Annotated in this window: 16 protein-coding genes; 8 read left to right on the forward strand and 8 right to left on the reverse strand. The window is 68.1% G+C overall.

The window, feature by feature from the left end; genetic code table 11:
- Window positions 1–50 precede the first annotated feature (50 nt).
- The 4 genes from DV707_RS09105 to DV707_RS09120 all read left to right on the forward strand — a co-directional run bounded on the left by DV707_RS09105 (window position 51) and on the right by DV707_RS09120 (window position 2,673).
- Window positions 51–920: a geranylgeranylglycerol-phosphate geranylgeranyltransferase gene (locus tag DV707_RS09105; protein ID WP_103992244.1), complete on the forward strand. Its 870-nt coding sequence runs from the start codon at window positions 51–53 to the stop codon at window positions 918–920.
- Window positions 921–1,193: 273 nt separating this feature from the next.
- The gene (locus DV707_RS09110) at window positions 1,194–1,805 is read left to right on the forward strand and encodes an RAD55 family ATPase (RefSeq protein WP_103992245.1); all 612 of its coding nucleotides are present in this window, start codon (window positions 1,194–1,196) and stop codon (window positions 1,803–1,805) included.
- A gap of 88 nt (window positions 1,806–1,893) precedes the next feature.
- Complete coding sequence (locus DV707_RS09115; protein ID WP_103992246.1) at window positions 1,894–2,109, forward strand: PLDc N-terminal domain-containing protein; 216 nt, start codon at window positions 1,894–1,896, stop codon at window positions 2,107–2,109.
- A gap of 135 nt (window positions 2,110–2,244) precedes the next feature.
- Window positions 2,245–2,673 carry a CoA-binding protein gene (locus DV707_RS09120; RefSeq protein WP_103992247.1) on the forward strand — a complete coding sequence of 143 codons (429 nt, stop codon included), beginning with the start codon at window positions 2,245–2,247 and terminating at the stop codon, window positions 2,671–2,673.
- Between the two features lie 60 nt (window positions 2,674–2,733).
- Here the strand turns inward: DV707_RS09120 and DV707_RS09125 are convergent, their stop codons facing one another.
- The 4 genes from DV707_RS09125 to DV707_RS09140 all read right to left on the reverse strand — a co-directional run bounded on the left by DV707_RS09125 (window position 2,734) and on the right by DV707_RS09140 (window position 7,058).
- Window positions 2,734–3,075, reverse strand: a complete 342-nt coding sequence (locus DV707_RS09125; RefSeq protein ID WP_103992248.1) for a DUF5798 family protein — start codon at window positions 3,073–3,075, stop codon at window positions 2,734–2,736.
- 83 nt (window positions 3,076–3,158) lie between these two features.
- Window positions 3,159–4,205, reverse strand: a complete 1,047-nt coding sequence (locus DV707_RS09130) for an ABC transporter permease (protein WP_235010805.1) — start codon at window positions 4,203–4,205, stop codon at window positions 3,159–3,161.
- 76 nt (window positions 4,206–4,281) lie between these two features.
- A complete protein-coding gene (locus DV707_RS09135) occupies window positions 4,282–6,099 on the reverse strand; it encodes an ABC transporter permease family protein (RefSeq protein WP_103992250.1) in 1,818 nt (605 codons plus the stop codon).
- A complete protein-coding gene (locus DV707_RS09140) occupies window positions 6,096–7,058 on the reverse strand; it encodes an ABC transporter ATP-binding protein (RefSeq protein ID WP_103992310.1) in 963 nt (320 codons plus the stop codon). The genes DV707_RS09135 and DV707_RS09140 overlap by 4 nt, the downstream gene beginning before the upstream one ends.
- A gap of 165 nt (window positions 7,059–7,223) precedes the next feature.
- On the opposite strand from DV707_RS09140, the gene DV707_RS09145 reads away from it, so the two are divergent.
- Together DV707_RS09145 and DV707_RS09150 are read left to right on the forward strand one after the other, a co-directional pair.
- Window positions 7,224–8,219, forward strand: a complete 996-nt coding sequence (locus DV707_RS09145) for a DUF7409 domain-containing protein (protein ID WP_200820908.1) — start codon at window positions 7,224–7,226, stop codon at window positions 8,217–8,219.
- A gap of 276 nt (window positions 8,220–8,495) precedes the next feature.
- Window positions 8,496–9,404 (forward strand): class 1 fructose-bisphosphatase, encoded by a 909-nt coding sequence (locus DV707_RS09150; RefSeq protein WP_103992251.1) that lies wholly within the window; start codon window positions 8,496–8,498, stop codon window positions 9,402–9,404.
- A 153-nt stretch (window positions 9,405–9,557) separates the two neighbouring features.
- Here DV707_RS09150 and DV707_RS09155 read toward each other — a convergent pair whose 3' ends face one another.
- The 3 genes from DV707_RS09155 to DV707_RS09165 form a co-directional block, all read right to left on the reverse strand.
- Window positions 9,558–11,039 carry a sodium:solute symporter family protein gene (locus tag DV707_RS09155; RefSeq protein WP_160113938.1) on the reverse strand — a complete coding sequence of 494 codons (1,482 nt, stop codon included), beginning with the start codon at window positions 11,037–11,039 and terminating at the stop codon, window positions 9,558–9,560.
- Between the two features lie 12 nt (window positions 11,040–11,051).
- The gene (locus tag DV707_RS09160) at window positions 11,052–11,327 is read right to left on the reverse strand and encodes a hypothetical protein (protein WP_103992253.1); all 276 of its coding nucleotides are present in this window, start codon (window positions 11,325–11,327) and stop codon (window positions 11,052–11,054) included.
- Between the two features lie 101 nt (window positions 11,328–11,428).
- Window positions 11,429–12,961, reverse strand: coding sequence for a DUF3179 domain-containing (seleno)protein (locus DV707_RS09165; RefSeq protein WP_160113939.1), 1,533 nt, complete (start codon window positions 12,959–12,961; stop codon window positions 11,429–11,431).
- Window positions 12,962–13,077: 116 nt separating this feature from the next.
- On the opposite strand from DV707_RS09165, the gene DV707_RS09170 reads away from it, so the two are divergent.
- Entirely contained in the window at window positions 13,078–16,203 is a 3,126-nt protein-coding gene (locus tag DV707_RS09170) for an FAD-binding and (Fe-S)-binding domain-containing protein (protein ID WP_103992255.1), read from the forward strand.
- Between the two features lie 403 nt (window positions 16,204–16,606).
- Here the strand turns inward: DV707_RS09170 and DV707_RS09175 are convergent, their stop codons facing one another.
- Entirely contained in the window at window positions 16,607–17,800 is a 1,194-nt protein-coding gene (locus DV707_RS09175) for an MFS transporter (protein WP_103992256.1), read from the reverse strand.
- 213 nt (window positions 17,801–18,013) lie between these two features.
- On the opposite strand from DV707_RS09175, the gene DV707_RS09180 reads away from it, so the two are divergent.
- The gene (locus tag DV707_RS09180; protein ID WP_103992257.1) at window positions 18,014–19,513 is read left to right on the forward strand and encodes an aldehyde dehydrogenase family protein; all 1,500 of its coding nucleotides are present in this window, start codon (window positions 18,014–18,016) and stop codon (window positions 19,511–19,513) included.

A 19,513-nucleotide genomic window follows, 5' to 3' on the forward strand; every position in this document is an offset into this window, starting at 1 on the left:
CGCGGTCCAGTCCGCGTCCTTTATCTCGAAGCCGCGGTCACCGGATAGGTATGGCATCGTCCGGTCCGGACCGAGCGACCGTTCGCGGGTTGCTCGAACTGACGCGTCCCGGGAACGCGGTCGCCGCGGGCGTGCTCACGTTCACCGGCGCGTTCGTCGCCGCCGGGATCGGGTTGGGTCCGATCGCCGTCGTCGCTGCCGTGGCGGCGACGGTCTTCGCGACGGCCGCGGGCAACGCGGTCAACGACTACTTCGACCGCGACATCGACCGGATCAACCGCCCCGACAGGCCGATCCCCCGCGGGGCGGTCTCCGCACGCGGGGCGCTCGCGTTCAGCGTCGCGCTCTTTCTCGGTGCCGTCGCCGCCGCGCTGGCGCTCCCGATGCTCGCCGTCGCCATCGCCGTGGTGAACCTCCTCGCGCTCGTGGCCTACACGGAGGTCTTCAAAGGGCTACCCGGCGTCGGAAACGCGGTGGTCTCGTATCTGACCGGATCGACGTTCCTCTTCGGCGCCGCCGCGGTCGGACGACTCGCGGATCCCGCCGTCCTGGTGCTGTTCGCGCTCGCCGCGCTGGCGACGCTGACGCGCGAGATCGTCAAGGACGTCGAAGACGTCTCCGGCGACCGCGAGGAAGGGCTCAGGACGCTGCCGATCGTCGTCGGCGAGCGGGCGGCGCTCCGGGTCGGTGCCGTCGTGATGGGCGTCGCCGTGCTCGCGAGCGCCGTCCCGTTTCTGATGGACACCTTCGGGATCGTCTATCTGCTGCTCGTGCTCCCGGCGGACGGCGTGATGCTCGCCGCGGTCCGGGCGTCGTTCTCGGCGCCGTCGATCGCCCAGCGACGACTGAAACGGGGGATGTTCCTGGCCGCGGCCGCGTTCGTGGCCGGGCGTGCCGTCGAGATCGTTGGAGCCGTGTGAGAATCCGTTGGAACCTGTGAGTACCCGTTGGAACCGTGTGAGTATCGACGCTGAGTGCGTCGACGGACGGGCGTCTCACGGCCCGATTTGGGAGATAAACCGTCCGGCGGCACCGTGGCACCGGTGTCGGAAATTCTCACCGCGGAACCCGTCACAATCAAAAAGAATATTATGTGCACCCAGTATGGTATACTCGTCAAATGACTCCCGGCGAGTCGATCCACCGAACGACCACTGTCGCTCCTGCAGCCGGCTCGACGCCGAGGAATCCGGATGTATGACCTCGGCCCGGACCTCGACAGAGAGGTCCCTCCGGGGACGAACATCCTGGTGAGCGGGCCACCGCTGTCGGGGAAACGGTCCCTCTGTTTGGACGTCCTGGCTTCGGGAACCGACCAAGGCGAGGGCGCGATCATCGTCACCACGAAGGACGGAGCCGACCGCGTGTTGAACGACTTCGCGAAGCGGACCGCGTACGAGGACCGCCCGGTGGCCGTCGTCGACTGCGTCACGCGCCAGCAGGGCGTCGGCGACGTCCGCGACGACGACCGGATCAAATACACCTCTTCGCCGGTGGACATGACGGGGATCGGGATCAAGCTCTCGGAGTTCCTGCAGGCCTTCTATCAGGACCGCGGCATCGAGCGGAACCGCGTGATGTTGCACTCGCTGTCGACGCTTCTGATGTACGCGGACCTGCAGACGGTGTTCCGCTTCCTCCACGTGTTCACCGGCCGAGTCCAGAGCGTCGACGGGCTCGGCGTGTTCGCCATCGACGCGAGCGCCCACGACGACCAGACGATGAACACGCTGAAACAGCTGTTCGACGGGATCGTCACGACCTACGAGGACCGCGAGCCCTCGGTTCGGCTCGCGGGCGACTGACGGTTCCGAAGCCGCGGTCGCGCGTTCGGAACCGCCGGGGACCGGAAGGACCAGAAACTATTTTTGGCGTAGTTCCATCGGGATCGGTATGTCATTCACTGTACTGCTTCAAGGTGCTGCCGGCGCGGTCGGCGTGGTGATCGGACTCCTCTTTCTGCTCGTCGGGATCGCGATGATCGTGTGGACGTACACCGACGCGAAGAAGAACAGCACGCACCCGGCGTTCCTCTGGGCGATCGTCGTCTTTCTGGCCCCGATTCTGGGACTCGTCCTGTACGTGCTGCTCGGTCGAAACGCCCGGTAACGCCGATCGACGCGCACGGAAGCGGTGATCCGTTCCCTGAGGTGATCGGCCGAAGAAGCGTCTGCGCCCCCGAGACGTACGTCCGGTCCGCACTGCCGCAGCAGTATTTTACGTCCCCCGAACGTCCGTTCACGTATGGTCATCACCGAAGACGACGAACTCCGAGCGGTACTGGACGCCGAGACCGTCGCGGTGGTCGGCTGTTCGACCACGGCCGGGAAGGCCGCCCACGACATCCCCGCGTACCTCCAGCGCAACGGGTACCGGATCGTCCCGGTGAACCCCTTCGCCGACGAGATCCTCGGCGAGACCGCCTACGACTCGCTCGCGGACGTCCCCGAGAAGGTCGAGATCGACGTCGTCGACGTGTTCAGGCCGAGCGAGGAGGCCGGCGGGATCGTCGACGAAGCGATCGAGCGACACGAGTCCGTCGGCGACGTCGATTCGGTGTGGCTCCAGCTCGGCATCACCGACGACGAGGCCGGCGAGCGGGCGTCGGCGGCCGGCCTCGGTTTCGTCCAGGACAAGTGTATGAAAGTCGAGCACGCGCGTCTCGCAGAGTAGCCGACCGCGCGTCCGGGCGAGTCGGTCCCGGGACGCGCTCGCCGTGTGTCCCCGAAACGACTACTCGCCGGCGTCGGTCTTCGTCGAGGACGGATCGACCGACGCCTCGTCCGCGGCCGTGTCCCCGTCGGCGCCGGGCCCCTCGCCCGAGGCCTCGGCCTCGAAGATGTGGGCGTCCGCGGAGACGCTCTCGACGTCGATGCCCTCCTCCTCGGCGAGCGCCTCGAGGAGCGCGCGCATCTCCGCGCTCTCGCGTTCGAGGCGGTCGACGCGCTCTTTGGTCTCCTGGGTGGTCTCCCGCATCTCGATGACCTGATCGCGCAGGTCGTTGAGCCGCGTGTAGACGTCCTCGGCCATATCTGTCACTTTCTGGAGCTTCTTCGCCGTTCCTCCGAGTCCCATAAGCCCCTCTTCTGGACCGGGCTTTGTGTGCGTTCCGGCTTCGACCGGGGAGCTAAAGGCGGGTCCGGGCCCGTCCGAACGCCTCACGCGAGGTCGTCGGCGTCGAGCCGCCCGACGAGACGGCGGAGCCCGCCGTAGACGACGACCGACCCGACGACGACGGCGGCGACGGAGAGGTACTCGGCCGTCCCGCCGCTGCCGATCGCCAGCCGCGCGGCGGCGTTGATCGGCCCGTTCGGGAGCAGCGCCGTGCCGCCGAAGACGAAGAGCACGCCGATCGAGTAGAGGAACTGCGCCGCGCGGCGTTCGGGCGTCAGGAGCGCCAGCGCGGCACCCAGCCCACAGATCAGGAGCGCCAGCGCCGCGACCAGCGCGAGGAGCGGGGGGACGTTCGCGACGCTCGTGCCGTTGAGTTCGAGGAGGCCGATCCACAGCGCGGCCTGGAGCGGCGCCAGCCCGGCCGCCGCGAGAAGCTTCCCGTCGACGACGTCGATCAGCGAGACGGGCGCGACCCGGAGCAGTTCGAGCGTGCCGCGGTCGATCTCCTCGGTCAGGGAGTCGACGGCGACGGAGCCCGAGATGAAGACCGGGAGAAAGAGCAGAAGCGGGAGCAACACCGTGTACGTGAACCCGAAGTACGGACTGGAGGCGGCTTCCGGCGGCAGTTCGAGCGGCAGCGAGTCCAGGTACGCCGCGCGGTCGGTCCGCTCGGCCCGCTCGAACGACCGGACCACGTCCCGCAACTGGACGACGACGACCGTCGTCTGGACGTTCGAGTCGGGTGCGACGGCCCTGAGGAACACCCGCTCGTCGCGCGTCTCCGCGACGAGCACCGCGTCGACGCCGGTCGCGCGGTACTCGTGGAACGCGCGCATCGCCGTCTCCTCCGAGCGGTAGAACCGCGCGTCGACGCCGCGGACCTCCCGCGAGGCGCGGATCAGTTCCTCGGCGGCGTCGCCCGTCACCGCGACGTCGACCTCGTATCCCTCGACCCCGCCCGGGTCGTACAGCGAGACGAGGCCGACGACGAGGAACGAGGAGAACGCCGCGATGAAAAGCTGCAGCGCGAGCGCCAGGAGGATCGTCTTCTCCCTGCGGAGGCTGTCGAACTCGCGGCCGGCGATGGTGATGCGGGGGTCCCGCCGCTTCCCGCCGCTCGCTCCCGGCTGCGGAGCGGGGCGGTCGCTTCCGACCGTGTCCTCTCGGTCAGCCAAAGTAACTCACCACCGTGAGGTTGTAGGCCGTGTGGACGGCCACGCTGCCGACGAAGGCGACGCCGTACCACCGGAGGTCTCGCATCGCTCCGAGAGCAGTCAGCCCCGCCGTGACGACGTGCAGCGCGAGCGGTGCGAACAGCAGGCCGAGGGCCGGGAACACGCCGATGCCCGACGGCGCGAAGGCCGCCTGCCCGAGCGCCAACTCGGGGAGTCCCACGACCTGCGAGACGGCGGTGAACTTCTCTCCGACGAAGAATCCGAGCCCCGAGAGCGCGCCGAGGACGACCGCGACGCGTCCGACGCGCGGGAACGTACCGCTCTCGAATGCGGCGTAGACGTGGAGGCTCTTGGCGACCTCCTCGACGAGGGCGACCACGAAGAGGAGAAGCGGCACGGTGAGCGAGACGGGCAGGGCGAACAGGACAGCGACGGCGAGCAGTTCCGCGACGAACACGAACGGGATCGACAGCCCCGAGAGGACGGCGACGTCCCGCGGCCGCGACACCCGGGCGTCGAGCGCGTCGAGCAGTTTCAGCGGCACCGCGCGCTGGGTGAAGAGGTCCTCCTCGCGGTAGATGCCGGTCCCGAGCAGGAAGAGGACGCCCGCACAGAGGACGAACGGGGCGGTCGCGAAGGCGAACGCGCCGGGCGATACCGACTCCAGCGGCTGGAGGTCGCGGACGACGACCGTCAGCGGCGAGATGAGCGCGATCGGCGTGACGTTCGCGAAGATGGCCGGGACGAACGTGTAGGCCGTCAGGAAGACCGAGACCGTGACCGTGACGAACGTGAGTTCCTTGAACGACCGGGCGAACATCGCGCCGGCGAACGTCGCCGCGAGGAAGACCAGCGCGATCGGCAGCACGGCCGCGACGGAGACGAGGCTCCCGCCGACGCCGAGGGCGATGAGCGCCGTGATCGCGACCATCGCGCCGAGATACGGCAGCGTCTTTCCGGCGACGATGTCGCCCGGGGAGACGGGCGCGACGAGGAGCAGTTCGCCGCGGCGGTTGATCCGCTCGTTGAGCATCGTGCTGCCGTACGCCTGCACGACGAAGTTCATCGGAACGAGGAAGACGAACGCGAGCACGAGCGAGCCGAACGGGAACGGAGGCTGGATGTCGGCGGGCGAGCCGGAGCCACCGCCGCCGAGGGGATTGATCCCCGAGAGCGCGGGCACGCCCAGCGGGCCGCCCCCGCCGCTCGTCGTGGAGGCGTCGCCGTCGCCGCTCCCGTCCCCGCCTCCGTCGTCGCCGTCACCGCCGGAGCCGTCGCCGCTGGAATCGACGACGGCCTCGCCGTCTCCGCCCCCGTCGGCGAACGCCTCGTCGGGAAGCGTGTCGTCGCGCGAGACGTACTGGAGGACGGTCACGACGGGAAAGGCCGCCGAGCCGTTCTCCTCGCCGCGCATCTGCTCGAAGTTGTGACGCCGAACCGCCGACCGGAGCTCCGAGAGCGCCGCGCGCCCCTTCGGCGTGTCGACGGCGCGGAACTCGCCGTCTCGAATCAGCACCTCGACGTCGCCGTCCCGGAGCGCGTCCGGGTCGGGCGAACGAGCGTCGAGGGCGACGCTCCGCTCGACCGGTTCGCGGTACGGGCTGTCGGCGGCGACGCCCACGCGGTAGACGTCCCGGTCGAGCGCGACGCCGCCCCCGAGCAGGCCGGCTCCGAGGATCGTGCCGGCCAAGAGCAGGGCGAGCACACCCAGAGCTGCCGTCCGCCTGTCGACGACGCCGGCCGAGCGCGAGACCTCCCAGCGAGCGATCCGGCGGATCGACGAGAGGTGGTCCCGAAGCGAGCGCTTCACCGCTCGCTGCCCCCGTCAGTCGACGACGCTGTCCGCCGTCGCCCCCGCTCGGAACCGGCCGCCGGCGTCGCCCCGCTGGCGAGGTCGAGGAAGATGTCCTCGAGGCTCTGTTCGCGCGTTCGGATGTCGACCACCTCGCCGCCGTCGGCAGCGGCACGCTCGCGGACGTCCTCGACGGCGTCCATATCGGGCACGACGCTCCGGTGACGGTCCGTCTCTGCAGGGACGCTCCCCGCGGACGGATCGGGTTCCGAACCCGCTACCGGGACCGTCGTGAAGACGTGGTAGGTCGTCTCGCCGTATTCTTCGCGTATCTCGGGGACGGTCCCGCGGGCGATGATCTCGCCGCGGTTCATGATCACGATCCGGTCGCAGACGCTCTCGACGTGATAGAGGTTGTGCGCGCTGAAGACGACGGTCTTTCCCCGGTCGGCGAGTTCGCGTGTGAACTCCAGGACGTAGTTCGTCGTCAGCGGATCCAGCCCCGAGGCGGGTTCGTCGTAGATCAGGAGGTCGGGGTCGTTGACCAGCGAGCGAGCGATGGCGACCTTCCGTTTCATCCCCTTCGACATGTCTCCCAGGCGGCGCTCTCTGTGCTCTAATTCGAGGCGGTCCAGCGTCCGCTCGGTTCGTTCCCTCGCCTCCGAGCGCGGGACGTCGTAGAGGTCGGCGAAGAAACGCAGGTACGACCGCGGCGTCATGTCCTCATAGAGCGGCGATTCCTCGGGGAGAAAGCCCAGGTTCCGCCGCATCTCCGGGTCGCCGGCGTCGTAGCCGGCCACCTCGGCGACCCCGTCGGTCGGCTCGACCAGCCCCGAGAGCATCTTCAGCGTCGTCGTCTTCCCGGCGCCGTTCGGGCCGACGATGCCGAAGATCTCGCCGCCCTCGACGGCGAAGTCGCTGCCGACGACGGCGGGGAAGTCGCCGTAGGTCTTGCGGAGCCCCTCGGCGCGTATCATCGTCATTGTCGAGCGCCACGGATCCGGCGGGAATAAAACCTGACCGCCGGGTATCGATTCTGATACGGGCTGAGTCACGAGGTTTCTTTCGTGTCATTTGGTGACAACACACAGTCGACAGTATGAAGTTCTCCACCGTGGAGGTACAACCGAACGGAGGCAAGCGTGACCGAGGACGAGGGGGACGAAAGAGCGTTCGACGCGGGCGAAAGCGACGCGACCGCCGAAGAGGGATCCGGCTGGTCCGCAGTGCCGGATGTCGGCGACGACGACCTCGAGATCCCGCTCCCGTGGAACACCGTCTCCGGCGGGGGGTCCGACCCCGACGGTATCGAGACTGGGAACGCCGACGAAGCCGACAGCGGGAGCGCCGACGAAGCCGACCGTGGGACCGCCGGCGAGGTCGCCGGCGACGAGGGTGGAGACGGGGAGGCGCCGACGGAGTCCGGAGAGGAGACGGCCGACCCCGAGACGTTCGAGGACGTCCGGTTCGTCGGACCGAAGAGCGCGGCCGTCCTCCGCGACTCCGCGGTGTCGCTCTCCGATCTGGTCGAGAAACGGGTCGCCTACCGGGATCTGACGGAAGCGGGCGTCAACCCGGGCGTCGCCGCGAAGATCAGGCGCGAACACTCGCTGTCGTGGTCGCTCGACGGCGGGGGGACGGACCTGGATCGGCGCTCTACGCAGGTCCGCGGCCTCGACGACGACGAGCGGGCGTGGATCGCGGCGTCGTCGGGCTGGTCCGACGAGTCGGCCGCGACCGAGACCGACGGGTCAGGGGACGCGACGGAGGCCGAGGCGGCCTGGCGGGCGCGGACCGACGACGCGGCGACGCCGTCCGGGGGGGAGGACCGTCCCCAGACAGCCGGCGAGGCCGCGTGGCGCGACGGAACCGGGGCGGGCGTCGGCGCGTCGGAATCCGACGAAAGCGTGGAGCGCTCCGACGTCGACGCCGAATCCGCCTGGCGAGAGCAGAGCGTGCCGACGCCTGTGACGGCGCTCGACGACATCGACGAGCGGGCCGCCGCGACGCTTCGTCGGGCGGGCATCGGGTCGGTCCGTCGACTCGCGACGGCCGATCCAGAGAGCGTCGCGGACGCGCTCGAACTGGGCCGCGACGAGGTCGAAACCTGGTGTCGGCTCGCGCGCGAACACGAGTAACGTGACGTGACACCGGTCGGTGAGTGACGTGGTACCGATTGGGGCACTGTGACGCCGATACCGCTCTTCGCGATGGACCTTCCGGTCGCCGCTTCCGACTATTAACGTTCCGAGTAAATATTTATACGACCGGAAGAACGGGGCGTACAGGCGACTAGAACGTCTTCTACGGCCGTTCAGACGTTCGAGAACGGATATTCGCCAACAAAGAGTTTATGTATATAGTCACCGCATACGCAACTAACGAACACCTCCGTTACTGACACGAGTACTCCGATGGCTACGAAAGAAAACTCCGGCTCGACCGACGCCGAATCGACCCAAAAGACCGTCAACGCCGTCCTCGACGCCGTCGCGCGCACCGCTCCGGAGGTCCGGCGTGGCCTGCCGGGCCGACGCATCGCCATCGAGGGGAAGAACCCCTCGGGCGAGGAACAGAAGGCCGCGGACGTCTACACGGACGAACTCCTCTTAGAGCGCATCGGCTCGATCTCGAACGTCGGCGTCTACGCCAGCGAGGAGCGGGCCTCCGGCGTGGACGTCGGCTCCGGGCTCTCGGTCTGCGTCGACCCGCTGGACGGCTCCTCGAACCTCGAACCGAACGCCGCGATGGGCACCATCGTCGCCATCTACGACGACGACCTGCCGGCGTCGGGTCGGGACATCGTCGCCGCCGCGTACGTCCTCTACGGCGCGACGACGACGATGATCGTCGCCCGGTCGAACAAGGAGACCGTCACCGAGTACGTCATCCACGAGAGCGGCGACTATCAGGTGGTCCGAGAGGAACTGACGCTCCCCGAGAACCCCTCGGTGTACGGCTTCGGCGGCCGCGTGCCCCACTGGGTGGAGGAGTTCGAGGAGTACGTCTCCGAGGTCGAGTCCGACCCCTCGATGAAACTCCGGTACGGCGGCGCGATGATCGGCGACGTGAACCAGGTACTCACCTACGGCGGCATCTTCGGCTACCCGACGCTCACGAACGCGCCGGAGGGCAAACTCCGCGTACAGTTCGAGGGCTACCCGGTCGGATACATCCTCGAGAAGGCCGGCGGGGCGTCCTCGGACGGCCGGAAATCGCTGCTCGACGTCGAGAAGGACGACCTCCACGCGCGGACGCCGGTGTACGTCGGCAACGAGGGACTGATCGACGACCTCGAAGCGGCGCTGGCCGATCGGTACTGAGACCGCCGGTCTCCGGGCGGGACGAGCCTATTTATATTTTCCAGAGTGCAGGCAGATGTAGAAAGAACTTGGTTTATATGACGAATACAGGCGTCTGATCGGTTTTAATATGCTATGTACCTGAAGAGAATATAAATATATCTTGGAGTCAGCTCACCAGGAATCCTCGAAGAGATTCGCGTAGGCGTCGATCCGTTCGTCGCTCGGCGGCGACGTCGCGAGCGCGACGACGAGCATCGCCGCGAGCTGGACCACGAGCAGCGGTATCACGGGCAGGAACCCGAAGGTGAGACTGCCCGGAAGTATCCCGAGCTGGAACCCCCACAGACCGGCGAAGCCGAGTGCGAGCCCGACCGCCGACGCGTGCTTCGTGACCCGTCTGGTGTACAGCGCGGTCACGATGGGGAAGAACATCAGCGCGTAGCCGCTGAACGCGAAGATGGTCGTGTCGATGATCGACTCGCGGGTCAGGAGCGCCGCGACGTACGCGACGGCCAGAATCGCGACGATGAAAAGCCGCGTCATCAGCACCTCCGCCCGGTCGGTGATGTCCACGAACGGTCGGAGGATGTCCTCGGTGAGCATCGTCGCCAGGGTGAGCACCTGTCCGTCGAGCGTCGACATCAGCGCGGCGAGGATCCCCGCGAGCGCGAGGCCGACGAGCCACGTCGGGAAGTTGGCCTGAATCAGCGCCGGGAGGATGAAGTCGGGGTTGTCGATGTTCGGGAACTGACCGACGCCCCAGAAGCCCAGCATCACGGCGGGCCCCCAGGTCAGCATCAGCGCGATCGGGTAGACGACGGCGGTTCGCTGGAGTTTGCGACTGGACCGCCCGGTCATGTACCGGATGAAAAGATGCGGCAGGATGAACGTCTCGATGGAGACCAACACGGCTACCGAGGTGTAGCTCTTCCACGTGAGCGGCGGGAGGTCCGCGCGGTTCAGCAGCGCCGGGTTGACCTCCAGCGCGGCGCTCGTGGCCGCTCGGAAGCCGCCGAGTTGCTGCGGGATGACGATCGCGAAGCCGATGAGCGCGATCACGAAGACCGCGCCCTGGAAGGCGTTCGTCCACCCGGTGCCCCGCATCCCGCCCGCGGAGACGTACGCCAACACGACGAGCGTGATGATCAGCCCGCCCGCCCAGTAGGGGACGAAGCCCTCGGTGAGCGCCTCGAAGGCGATCCCGCCGCCCTGGATGCCCACGAGCAGGTACGGCACCGTCCAGAACGTGAAGAGCAGCATCGCGAACAGTCCGAGATAGGTCGACTCGAAGCGGTGATTCAGCACCTGCGCCGGCGTGATGTGCCCGAACTGCTTGCCGACGAGCCACACCCGGTGTCCGATGGTCATCATGAGCAGCGGGAACGTGAACACCAGGAGGCCGATGAAGTAGCCGTAGGCGTTCGGACCGATGTTGTAGGCCAGCCCGGGCGCGCCGATCATCACCACCGCGGACATATTCGTCGCGAACAGCGCCGCGAGCAGGACGATCGTCCCGAAGGACCGACTGGCCATCAGGTACTCTTCGCGGGACCCGCCGGTCCGGCTGGAGGCGTACTGTCCCACTCCGAGGACCAGCGCGAGGTAGGAGACGACGATGACGAGGATCAGCGTGATGTCGGACGTCAGTGCCACCATCTCGATCACCTACCGTTCCGACCCCGACGCGGGCTCGTTCGGCGTGCTGACGTCGTCGCGCTCCTCGCCCTTCGGCGCGACCGTGTACACCCAGTACAGCAGGAGCACCGCGAGAACGGTGTAGGCGAGGTCGTAGGCCAACTGGATCGGCAGCCACCCGAACAGGAGGCCCGCGTCCATCAGTCCGAACAGTGAGGTGTGGTGCAACAGTACCATCCCGACGAGCATCACGAGAACCGCCGCGTTGCGCGGCGAACTCGGATACCAGACGCTCTCTTTGAACATACCCGAATCGAGGTATGTACAATCTACAATAATAAACTAACTATAAAATCGAGGTACGAAATCGAGTAGTTACGACTCGTCCCTGACGTTAGGGAATGCGGTTACGACAGCACGTGCGCCGTCTCGTAGTGCGTCCGGAACGCGAACCAGAGGCCGTGTCGGCCGGGGATCCGCTCGCGGGTCTCGCCGCCCGCCGACCGCAGTTCGTTCCGCGAGAGCGACCACCGCGTCCCCTCGCCGTCGACGAGGGCGATCTCTCCCTCGTCGGTCTCGACGCGCTCGACGGGGCCCGCCGGCGCCTCGTAGACGGCGACGTCGTCCGTCGCATCCAGCAGGGCGACGACGTCTCGATCTCCTATCTCGGCCTCCAGGACGCTGCCCTCCCCCTCGCGGAGGTCGTCGATCGAGATCACCCAGACCTCGTCTGGGTCGTCCGCGACGACGCCGTACACCGACGCCTTCTCCGGGAGCGGCCCCTCCTCGCGCCGGACCCCGGGCTGGACGATCTCCTCGCGGTTCCAGTAGTGCTCGAAGAAGTCGACGTTGCCGTCGTAGTACGAGTAGTCGTACCCGTAGCCCGTGTCGAGATCGAGCGCGAGGGTGGCCGGATACTCGGCCTTCCAGTCGCCCCACTCGGTCTGGGTGACGGCGAACTGGTCGAGGAACAGGTCCGGGTCCGTTGCGAGCGTTTCGCCGCCGATCGGTGTCCCGGCGTGTTGGTCCCACAGGGTCTCGGTCTCCTCGTCGTACATCACCTTGTTGCCCGAGGCGAGCATCCCGGTGCTGCCGAAGGTCCGGACGTCGAGGGCGTCGGCCCCGTCGGGGTCGTCCGCTCCGCTCGGCCCGTCAGCGCCGTCGCCGCCGGTCGGGACCCGCCGGTCGTAGAGGATCGGCGCGTTACAGAGCGTGCAGTAGGTGAGACTCACCGGCACGCCCTGGAGTTCCGCGTTCAGCAGTTCGTGCGGGAACAGCACCCACCGCGGGACGGCGTAGGCCGTCCCCTCGATCTCGAAGCCGAAGACGACGTGATCGTCGTCGAGGTAGCGTTCGGGGGCGTCGTCCTCGGGGACGTCACGGTCGTCCGCATCGCCGCTCGCGTCGACGGCCTCGCCGGGGACGAACGTCGGCCCGTTCAGCGCGGCGAGGAACGAGCGGTCGCAGTTGCCCCACCGGATCCCCTGCAGGTCGAACTCCCGCGGCTCGCAGTCCAACAGGCCGCCGACCGGCGGGAGGTACGACCGGTACAACCGCAGTTTCCACTCCTCGAACCCGTCGAGCGGGTCGATCTCCTGCTGGGAGTACCACGTCTCCCACTCGACCCACGCGTGATCGGAGTCGAAGTCGGGATCGGCGAGGCTCGCGAGCGCGTCGCGGATGCCGGGCCAGCGGACCTCCGGGAGTTCGAGGTAGCGCGGCGGATCGCGCTCTCTGAGCACGGCCGGGAAGCCGAAGCGCTCCCAGTCGTTCGCGATGCTGTCGATCACCAGCAGTTCGACGAGGTGCGGCACGACCCGTTCGTCGCCCTCGTCGGCGAGCGCCGAGACCGCCGTCGCGTGCACGTCGGCGTCGCGGACGAGCAGTTGCTCGGTCAACCACCGGAGCCGGTCCACCGAGGTTCGATCAGTCTGTGTCACGGTACCACATCTGACTGAATCGAGCGTCATAATCGTTCCTCATCGGGGGCCGATGACCCCGCTCCGATGGCCGACAACGGCGGGTATAAGTGATAGTTACACACAGTAGTACGCATATGCCTGACCGCGACAGCGATGCCGTTTCAGACGGCGGCGATGCCGTTCCCGACGGCGGCGTAGCCCGCGCCGCACCGGCGAGAGACGCCCGGTCGGACTACGAGTACGTCTCCGAGTCGGTCGAGCGACCCGACCTGGTCGACGCGCTCGAACCGCGCGTCGACGGCGAGGTCCGGTTCGACACCTACACGCGCCAGATGTACGCCACCGACGCCAGCGCCTACGAGGTGACGCCGATCGGCGTGGTGTTCCCGACGTCGACCGACGACGTCGCGAGCGTGGTCTCCTACTGCGCCGAGGAGGAGATCCCGGTCCTCCCGCGCGGCGGCGGCACCAGCCTCGCCGGCCAGACGGTCAACGAGGCCGTCGTCCTCGACTTCACGCGCCATATGGACGCGGTCTACGACGTCGACCCCGACGCCCGCGAGGCGCGCGTCCAGGCCGGGACGGTGCTCGCGACGCTCAACGACCGCGCCGCGGAGTACGGCCTGACGTTCGGGCCCGACCCGGCGGCGGGCAACCGCAGCGCGATCGGCGGGGCGATCGGCAACAACTCCACGGGCGCGCACTCGCTCGTCTACGAGAAGACGGACCACTACGTCGAGGAGGCCGAGGTAGTCCTCGCGGACGGGACGGTCACGACGTTCGGAGAGGTCGCGGTCGAGGACCTCCGCGAGCGCGCCGACCCCGAGGGCGACGCCGAGGCCCGAGTCGCCGCGGGCGTCGTCGCCGTGCTCGACGAGCACGCCGAGGAGATCCACGAGCGCTACCCGGAGATGAAGCGGAACGTCTCGGGGTACAACCTCGATCGGCTCGTCGCCGAGGCCGAGGGCGAGTACGGCGAGGAGGGCGTCGTCAACCTCGCGCGCCTGCTCGCGGGCTCCGAGGGGACGCTCGCGGTCGTCACGGAGGCCACCGTCTCGCTGGAGCCGGTCCCGGAGACGAAGTCGGTCGCGCTCCTGACGTACGACAGCGTCGTCGACACCGTCAGCGACGTCGTCCACGTGCTCGAACACGACCCGGCGGCGGTCGAACTCATCGACGACGTGCTGATCGAACTTGCGTCGAACACGAGCGAGTTCGAGGAGGTCGCGGGGAAGCTCCCCGACCGCACGGAGGCGGCGCTGCTGGTCGAGTTCTACGCCGAGAGCGACGAGGCCGGTCGCGAGAAAGTGCAGGCCCTCCTGGACGATCGCGTTCCCGATCGCGGTGACGCTGCGGGCGGCGGAGGCGACGCCGAGACGACCGCCGACCCCGACCGCTACGCCTTCGACGCCTTAGAGGCCCACGACGACGAGGATAGAAAGGAACTCTGGAAGCTCCGGAAGTCGGGTCTCCCGATCCTCCTGAGCCGGACGAGCGACGCCAAGCACATCAGCTTCCTGGAGGACTGCGCCGTCCCGCCGGAACACCTCCCGCAGTTCGTCACGGAGTTCCAGTCGGTCCTCGAAGAACACGACACGTTCGCCTCGTTCTACGCCCACGCCGGGCCGGGCGTCCTGCACGTCCGCCCGCTCGTGAACACCAAGTCCCAGACGGACCTGGACGCGATGGAGGCGATCGGCGAGGCCGTCACCGACCTCGTCGTCGAACTCGGCGGGTCGGTCTCGGGCGAGCACGGCGACGGCCGCGCGCGGACCCAGTGGAACCGGAAGCTCTACGGCGACGACCTCTGGTTCGCGTTCCAGGACCTCAAGACCGCGTTCGACCCCGACTGGCTCCTCAATCCGGGGCAGGTCTGCGGCGACGTCGCGCTCACGGAGAACCTCCGCTTCGATCCCGACTACGAGTTCGACGCCGGGTTCGACCCCGCCTTGGTGTGGGACAACGAGAACGGGATGCAGGGGATGGTCGAACTCTGTCACGGCTGCGGCGGCTGCCGCACCCAGCAGACCGAAGGCGGCGTGATGTGCCCGACCTACCGCGCGGCCGACGAGGAGATTCAGGCGACGCGCGGTCGGGCGAACATGCTCCGGCAGGCGATGAGCGGAGACCTCCCGGACGATCCGACCGACGACGAGTTCGTCACCGAGGTGATGGACCTCTGCATCGGCTGTAAGGGCTGTGCGAACGACTGCCCGAGCGAGGTCGATATGGCGAAGCTGAAGGCCGAGGTGACCCACGCCCACCACGAGGAACACGGCTCGTCGCTCCGCTCGAAGCTGTTCGCGAACGTCGACACGCTGGCGAAGGTCGGCAGCGCGTTCGCGCCGGTCTCGAACTGGGCCGCGAAGGTGCCGGGCGCGCGAACCGTGCTGGAGGAGACGATCGGCATCGCGAGCGACCGCACGCTCCCGACGTTCGAGCGCGAGACGCTGCAGGACTGGTTCGAGGCCCGCGGCGGCTCCCGCGTCACGGTCGGCGAGGCGGACCGCCACGCCCTCCTCCTCCCGGACACGTACACGAACTACAGTCACCCCGAGGTCGGGAAGGCCGCGGTCGAGGTGCTCGAAGCCGCCGGCGTCCACGTCGACGTCGCGGACGTGACCGACAGCGGTCGACCGGCCTTCTCGAAGGGCTACCTCGACGTCGCCCGGGAGACCGCACAGGAGGCGGTCGACGCGCTCGCGCCGCGGATCGAGGAGGGCTGGGACGTCGTCGTCGCCGAGCCCTCCGACGCGGTGATGCTCCAGTCGGACTACGGCGACCTCCTCGCCGGCGACGACGTCGAGAGCGTCCAGGCGAACAGTTACGGCGTCTGCGAGTACCTCGACACGTTCCGACTCGACGAAGCGATCGACTTTGCCACTCCTGATCGCTCGGTCGCCTACCACGGCCACTGCCACCAGAAGGCGACGAAGAAGGACCACCACGCCGTCGGCGTCCTCCGGCGGGCGGGCTACCGCGTCGATCCGCTCGATTCGGGGTGCTGTGGGATGGCCGGCTCCTTCGGGTACGAGGCCGAACACCGCGCGATGAGCCAGGCGATCGGCGACACCCTGAAGGGGCAGGTCGACGACAGCGAGGCCGAATCGGTCGTCGCCCCCGGTGCCTCGTGTCGGACGCAGCTCAACGACCTCGGCGCGACGGTCGACCGCGCGCTGTTGCCCGACGGCGACGCCGACAGGGACGAGCCGCCGACGCCGATCGAGGCGCTGGCGGCGGGGCTGGCGGACGGACGGTAAGCGGGGTCGCGGCCGAAGGACCGGCACGCGTTCCTTTTCGATCCGCGATTTCGATCACGCGAGCGTTTATCAACGATGGCGGGACCACAGTCTCCGTGACCTGAAGGCAGTCCCGCGTCGGGTCGCGGTCGTTCGGCACGTCGGCGCGGGCACGAGAACGACGGCTGCCAGTTAGGCGAGGAACCGGCCGGTCGTCCGACGCGGGTGCCGACTGTTCGCCACCACTGAGCGGCGTCTCCGCCCACGATCGAGCCACGCGTCGTCGCTGAGCGGCGTCTCTGTCCAGGACCGACCGGCATCGATCGGATCGGGGACGTGTACGCGTCTCGTACTGATTACTCTCACTTTTTACCGCCGAACCCACCCCCCGGCGCTCGGCGATAAGAGACGAGAGTAATCAGTCTCAGGCGTCCAGCGGAGCCGTTCCCCGGTAGAACAGCCACGCGCCGAGGAGCGTCGCGGCGCCGATCACCAAGAGCGGCGGGGCGTAGCCGCCGGTGAGTCCCCGGAGCACGTTCAGCGCGATCGGGATCGAGAACGCCGTCGTCGCCTCCGCGACCGTGAAGATCCCGACGATGGCCGTCGCGTTCGCCGGCCCGAACCGCTCGATGATGATCGGCGAGAACAGCGGCGCGACCGCCCCGAGGCCGACGCCGAACAGGACGAGTAAGGCGTACATCGGGAGCGGCGTCGTCACCAGCGGGAGGGCGCCCATCCCGAGCGCCGCGAGGACGACGCCCGCGGTGAGCGTCACCCGCATCCCGATCCGGTCGGCGAACTCGCCGCTGGCGACGCGGGCGGCGACGCTGACGCCGCCGACGATCCCGAACGCCGTGGCCGCGAGCGTCCGGCGGATGCCGTTCTCCGTGAGGATGCCGACGAAGTCCGCCGAGAGCACGAAGTACCAGCTCCAGATGAGCGCAAAGCCCGCGAGCGACGCCAGGAACGCGCGGTCGGTCAGGTTCGATCGGAACCACGTCGCGTCGACCGGCGAGACGTCCGTTCCCCGGCGCCCCGGCGGTCGACGGTACAGGAGGCTCGCGAGCAGGATGGCCCCCACCGTCGCTCCGCCGACGACCGCGAACGCGCCCCTGACGGAGGTCCGTTCGAGCAGCCAGACCCACACCGGCGGCAGGACGAAGACGCCGAGTCCGTTCCCGGTCATCGTGATCCCCATCGCCCGTCCCTGGTACTTCTCGAACCACTGCGGGACCAGCGAGATGACGACGACGAACACCGTCCCGCCGGCCGTCCCGAGCAGTCCGAAGGCGAGCACCAGTCCCGCGAAGGAGGCGGAGACCTGCAACAGCGCGACGGCCGTGGCGAAGACGACGCCGGCGGCCGCGACGACCGGCCGCAGCGGTACCCGGGCGATGAGGACGCCGATCGCGCCGCCGGCGACGTAAAACGCCGCCGTCGTGATGGAGAAGATCGACGAGACGCGAAGGCTCGTGAGCCCGAACGCCTCACCCAGCGCCTGGGAGTACACGGTGAACGTGAAGACGATTCCCCAGATGAGCACGAGCAGGAGGACGCCCAGCGCGACGATGAGCCAACTGGTGAGCGAGTCGAGGGCGGAGTCTTGCACGTCTGTCATAATGTGTCACGAGCGCCGGCCGTCCGAACCCGGAGCGCCGGCGACGCCGTAGTTCGGTCAGAGCGTGTCGCCAGCACCGCTTAGTGTTTTCTTTCGGTTCCGGAACAAAAACGCCCGTCGAGAGTTCCGATATCATCCGTGTAACCCGGTCACTACCGGTAAACGCCGTAATCTGACCAAACTTTCATTAGTGAATCACGGTAAGTATGACCTATGGCACTCGAAGGCCAGTCACGATACAGCATCGACGCGGACTGGAACAAACTCTATATCGACGGCGAGTGGGTCGAATCCGAGAGCGGCGAGTCCACGCCCGTCGAAGATCCGTCCACGCGGGAGGTCGTCACGGAGGTCCCCAGCGGAACCGAGGGCGACGTAGACGCCGCCTACGAGGCGGCCGTCGAGGCACAGAAGGAGTGGGGCGAACAGCCCCCGGCCGCGCGCGAGGAGGCCGTCCAGGGACTCATTCAGGCGATCGAAGAGCACTCAGAGGAGATCATCGAACTGATCACCACCGAGATCGGCGGCATCCACGGCGTCGGCGAGACCTCGATCCAGATCACGCAGGACCACCTCGCGGAGGCCGCGACGCTCCCCCGGCGGATGAAGGGTGAGACCGCCGCCTCGAACATCCCCGGCAAGGAGAACATCGTCTACCGCGAACCCGAGGGCGTCGTCACGGTCATCTCGCCGTGGAACTTCCCGCTGAACCTCACGGCGCGGGCGCTCGCGCCGGCGATCGCCGCGGGCAACTCGGTCGTCCTCAAGCCGGCGACCGACGCGCCGATCGTCGGCGGCCTCGTCTGGGCCCGCTTGGCCGAGGAGGCCGGCATCCCGCCCGGCGTGATCAACGTCGTCACCGGAAGCGGCTCGGAGATCGGCGACCACCTCGCCGGCCACCCCGACAGCGACGTCGTCGCGTTCACCGGATCGACCGAGGTCGGCCAGCACGTCGCCGGTCTCGCCGCGGAGAACCTCGCGGTCCCGGCGATGGAACTCGGCGGCAACAACGCCCACATCGTCACCGACGAGGCGGACCTCGACCAGGCGATCGACGCCGCGATCTTCGGCTCGTTCATCCACCAGGGGCAGGTCTGCATCTCGATCAACCGCCACCTCGTCCACGAGGACGTCTACGACGAGTACGTCGAGCGACTGACCGAGCGCGCAGAGAGCCTCCCGGCCGGCAGCGCCCACGACGAGGTCGTACTCGGCCCCATCATCAACGAGTCCCAGCGCGACGAGATGCTCGGGTACGTCGAGGAGTCGATCGAGGCCGGCGCGACCCTCGAAACGGGCGGAGAGACGGTTGAGCTCGAAGGCGTCGAGGACTCGCTGGTCGTCCGTCCCACGGTGCTCTCCGATGCGACGAACGATATGGCGGCGTCCTGCAACGAGCACTTCGGTCCCATCGCGCCCGTGATCCCCTTCTCGGACGTCGACGAGGCGGTCGAGATGGCCAACGACACCGAGTACGGGCTCACCGGCTCGGTCCACGCCGGCGACATCGGCACGGGGCTGCAGATCGCAAAGCGGATCGACTCGGGCAACATCCACGTCAACGACCAGGGCATCAACGACGAGGCGCACGTCCCCTTCAGCGGCACGAAGGCCTCCGGTCTCGGCGGCTACAACTCCACGGACTTCCTCGACGAGGTGACCGAGAAGAAGTGGATCTCCCTGCAGCACGAACCGCGGGAGTTCCCGTTCTGA

Source organism: Halobellus limi, from assembly GCF_004799685.1.
GTDB classification, from domain to species: Archaea; Halobacteriota; Halobacteria; order Halobacteriales; family Haloferacaceae; genus Haloquadratum; species Haloquadratum limi.

Excerpts from the sequence above, each read along its gene's own strand:
- DV707_RS09110 (WP_103992245.1), top strand. The coding sequence starts at position 1,194 with ATGTATGACCTCGGCCCGGACCTCGACAGAGAGGTCCCTCCGGGGACG.
- DV707_RS09105 (WP_103992244.1), top strand. The coding sequence starts at position 51 with ATGGCATCGTCCGGTCCGGACCGAGCGACCGTTCGCGGGTTGCTCGAA.
- DV707_RS09160 (WP_103992253.1), bottom strand. The coding sequence starts at position 11,327 with ATGTTCAAAGAGAGCGTCTGGTATCCGAGTTCGCCGCGCAACGCGGCG.
- DV707_RS09150 (WP_103992251.1), top strand. The coding sequence starts at position 8,496 with ATGGCTACGAAAGAAAACTCCGGCTCGACCGACGCCGAATCGACCCAA.
- DV707_RS09175 (WP_103992256.1), bottom strand. The coding sequence starts at position 17,800 with ATGACAGACGTGCAAGACTCCGCCCTCGACTCGCTCACCAGTTGGCTC.
- DV707_RS09180 (WP_103992257.1), top strand. The coding sequence starts at position 18,014 with ATGGCACTCGAAGGCCAGTCACGATACAGCATCGACGCGGACTGGAAC.
- DV707_RS09115 (WP_103992246.1), top strand. The coding sequence starts at position 1,894 with ATGTCATTCACTGTACTGCTTCAAGGTGCTGCCGGCGCGGTCGGCGTG.
- DV707_RS09125 (WP_103992248.1), bottom strand. The coding sequence starts at position 3,075 with ATGGGACTCGGAGGAACGGCGAAGAAGCTCCAGAAAGTGACAGATATG.
- DV707_RS09170 (WP_103992255.1), top strand. The coding sequence starts at position 13,078 with ATGCCTGACCGCGACAGCGATGCCGTTTCAGACGGCGGCGATGCCGTT.
- DV707_RS09120 (WP_103992247.1), top strand. The coding sequence starts at position 2,245 with ATGGTCATCACCGAAGACGACGAACTCCGAGCGGTACTGGACGCCGAG.
- DV707_RS09140 (WP_103992310.1), bottom strand. The coding sequence starts at position 7,058 with ATGATACGCGCCGAGGGGCTCCGCAAGACCTACGGCGACTTCCCCGCC.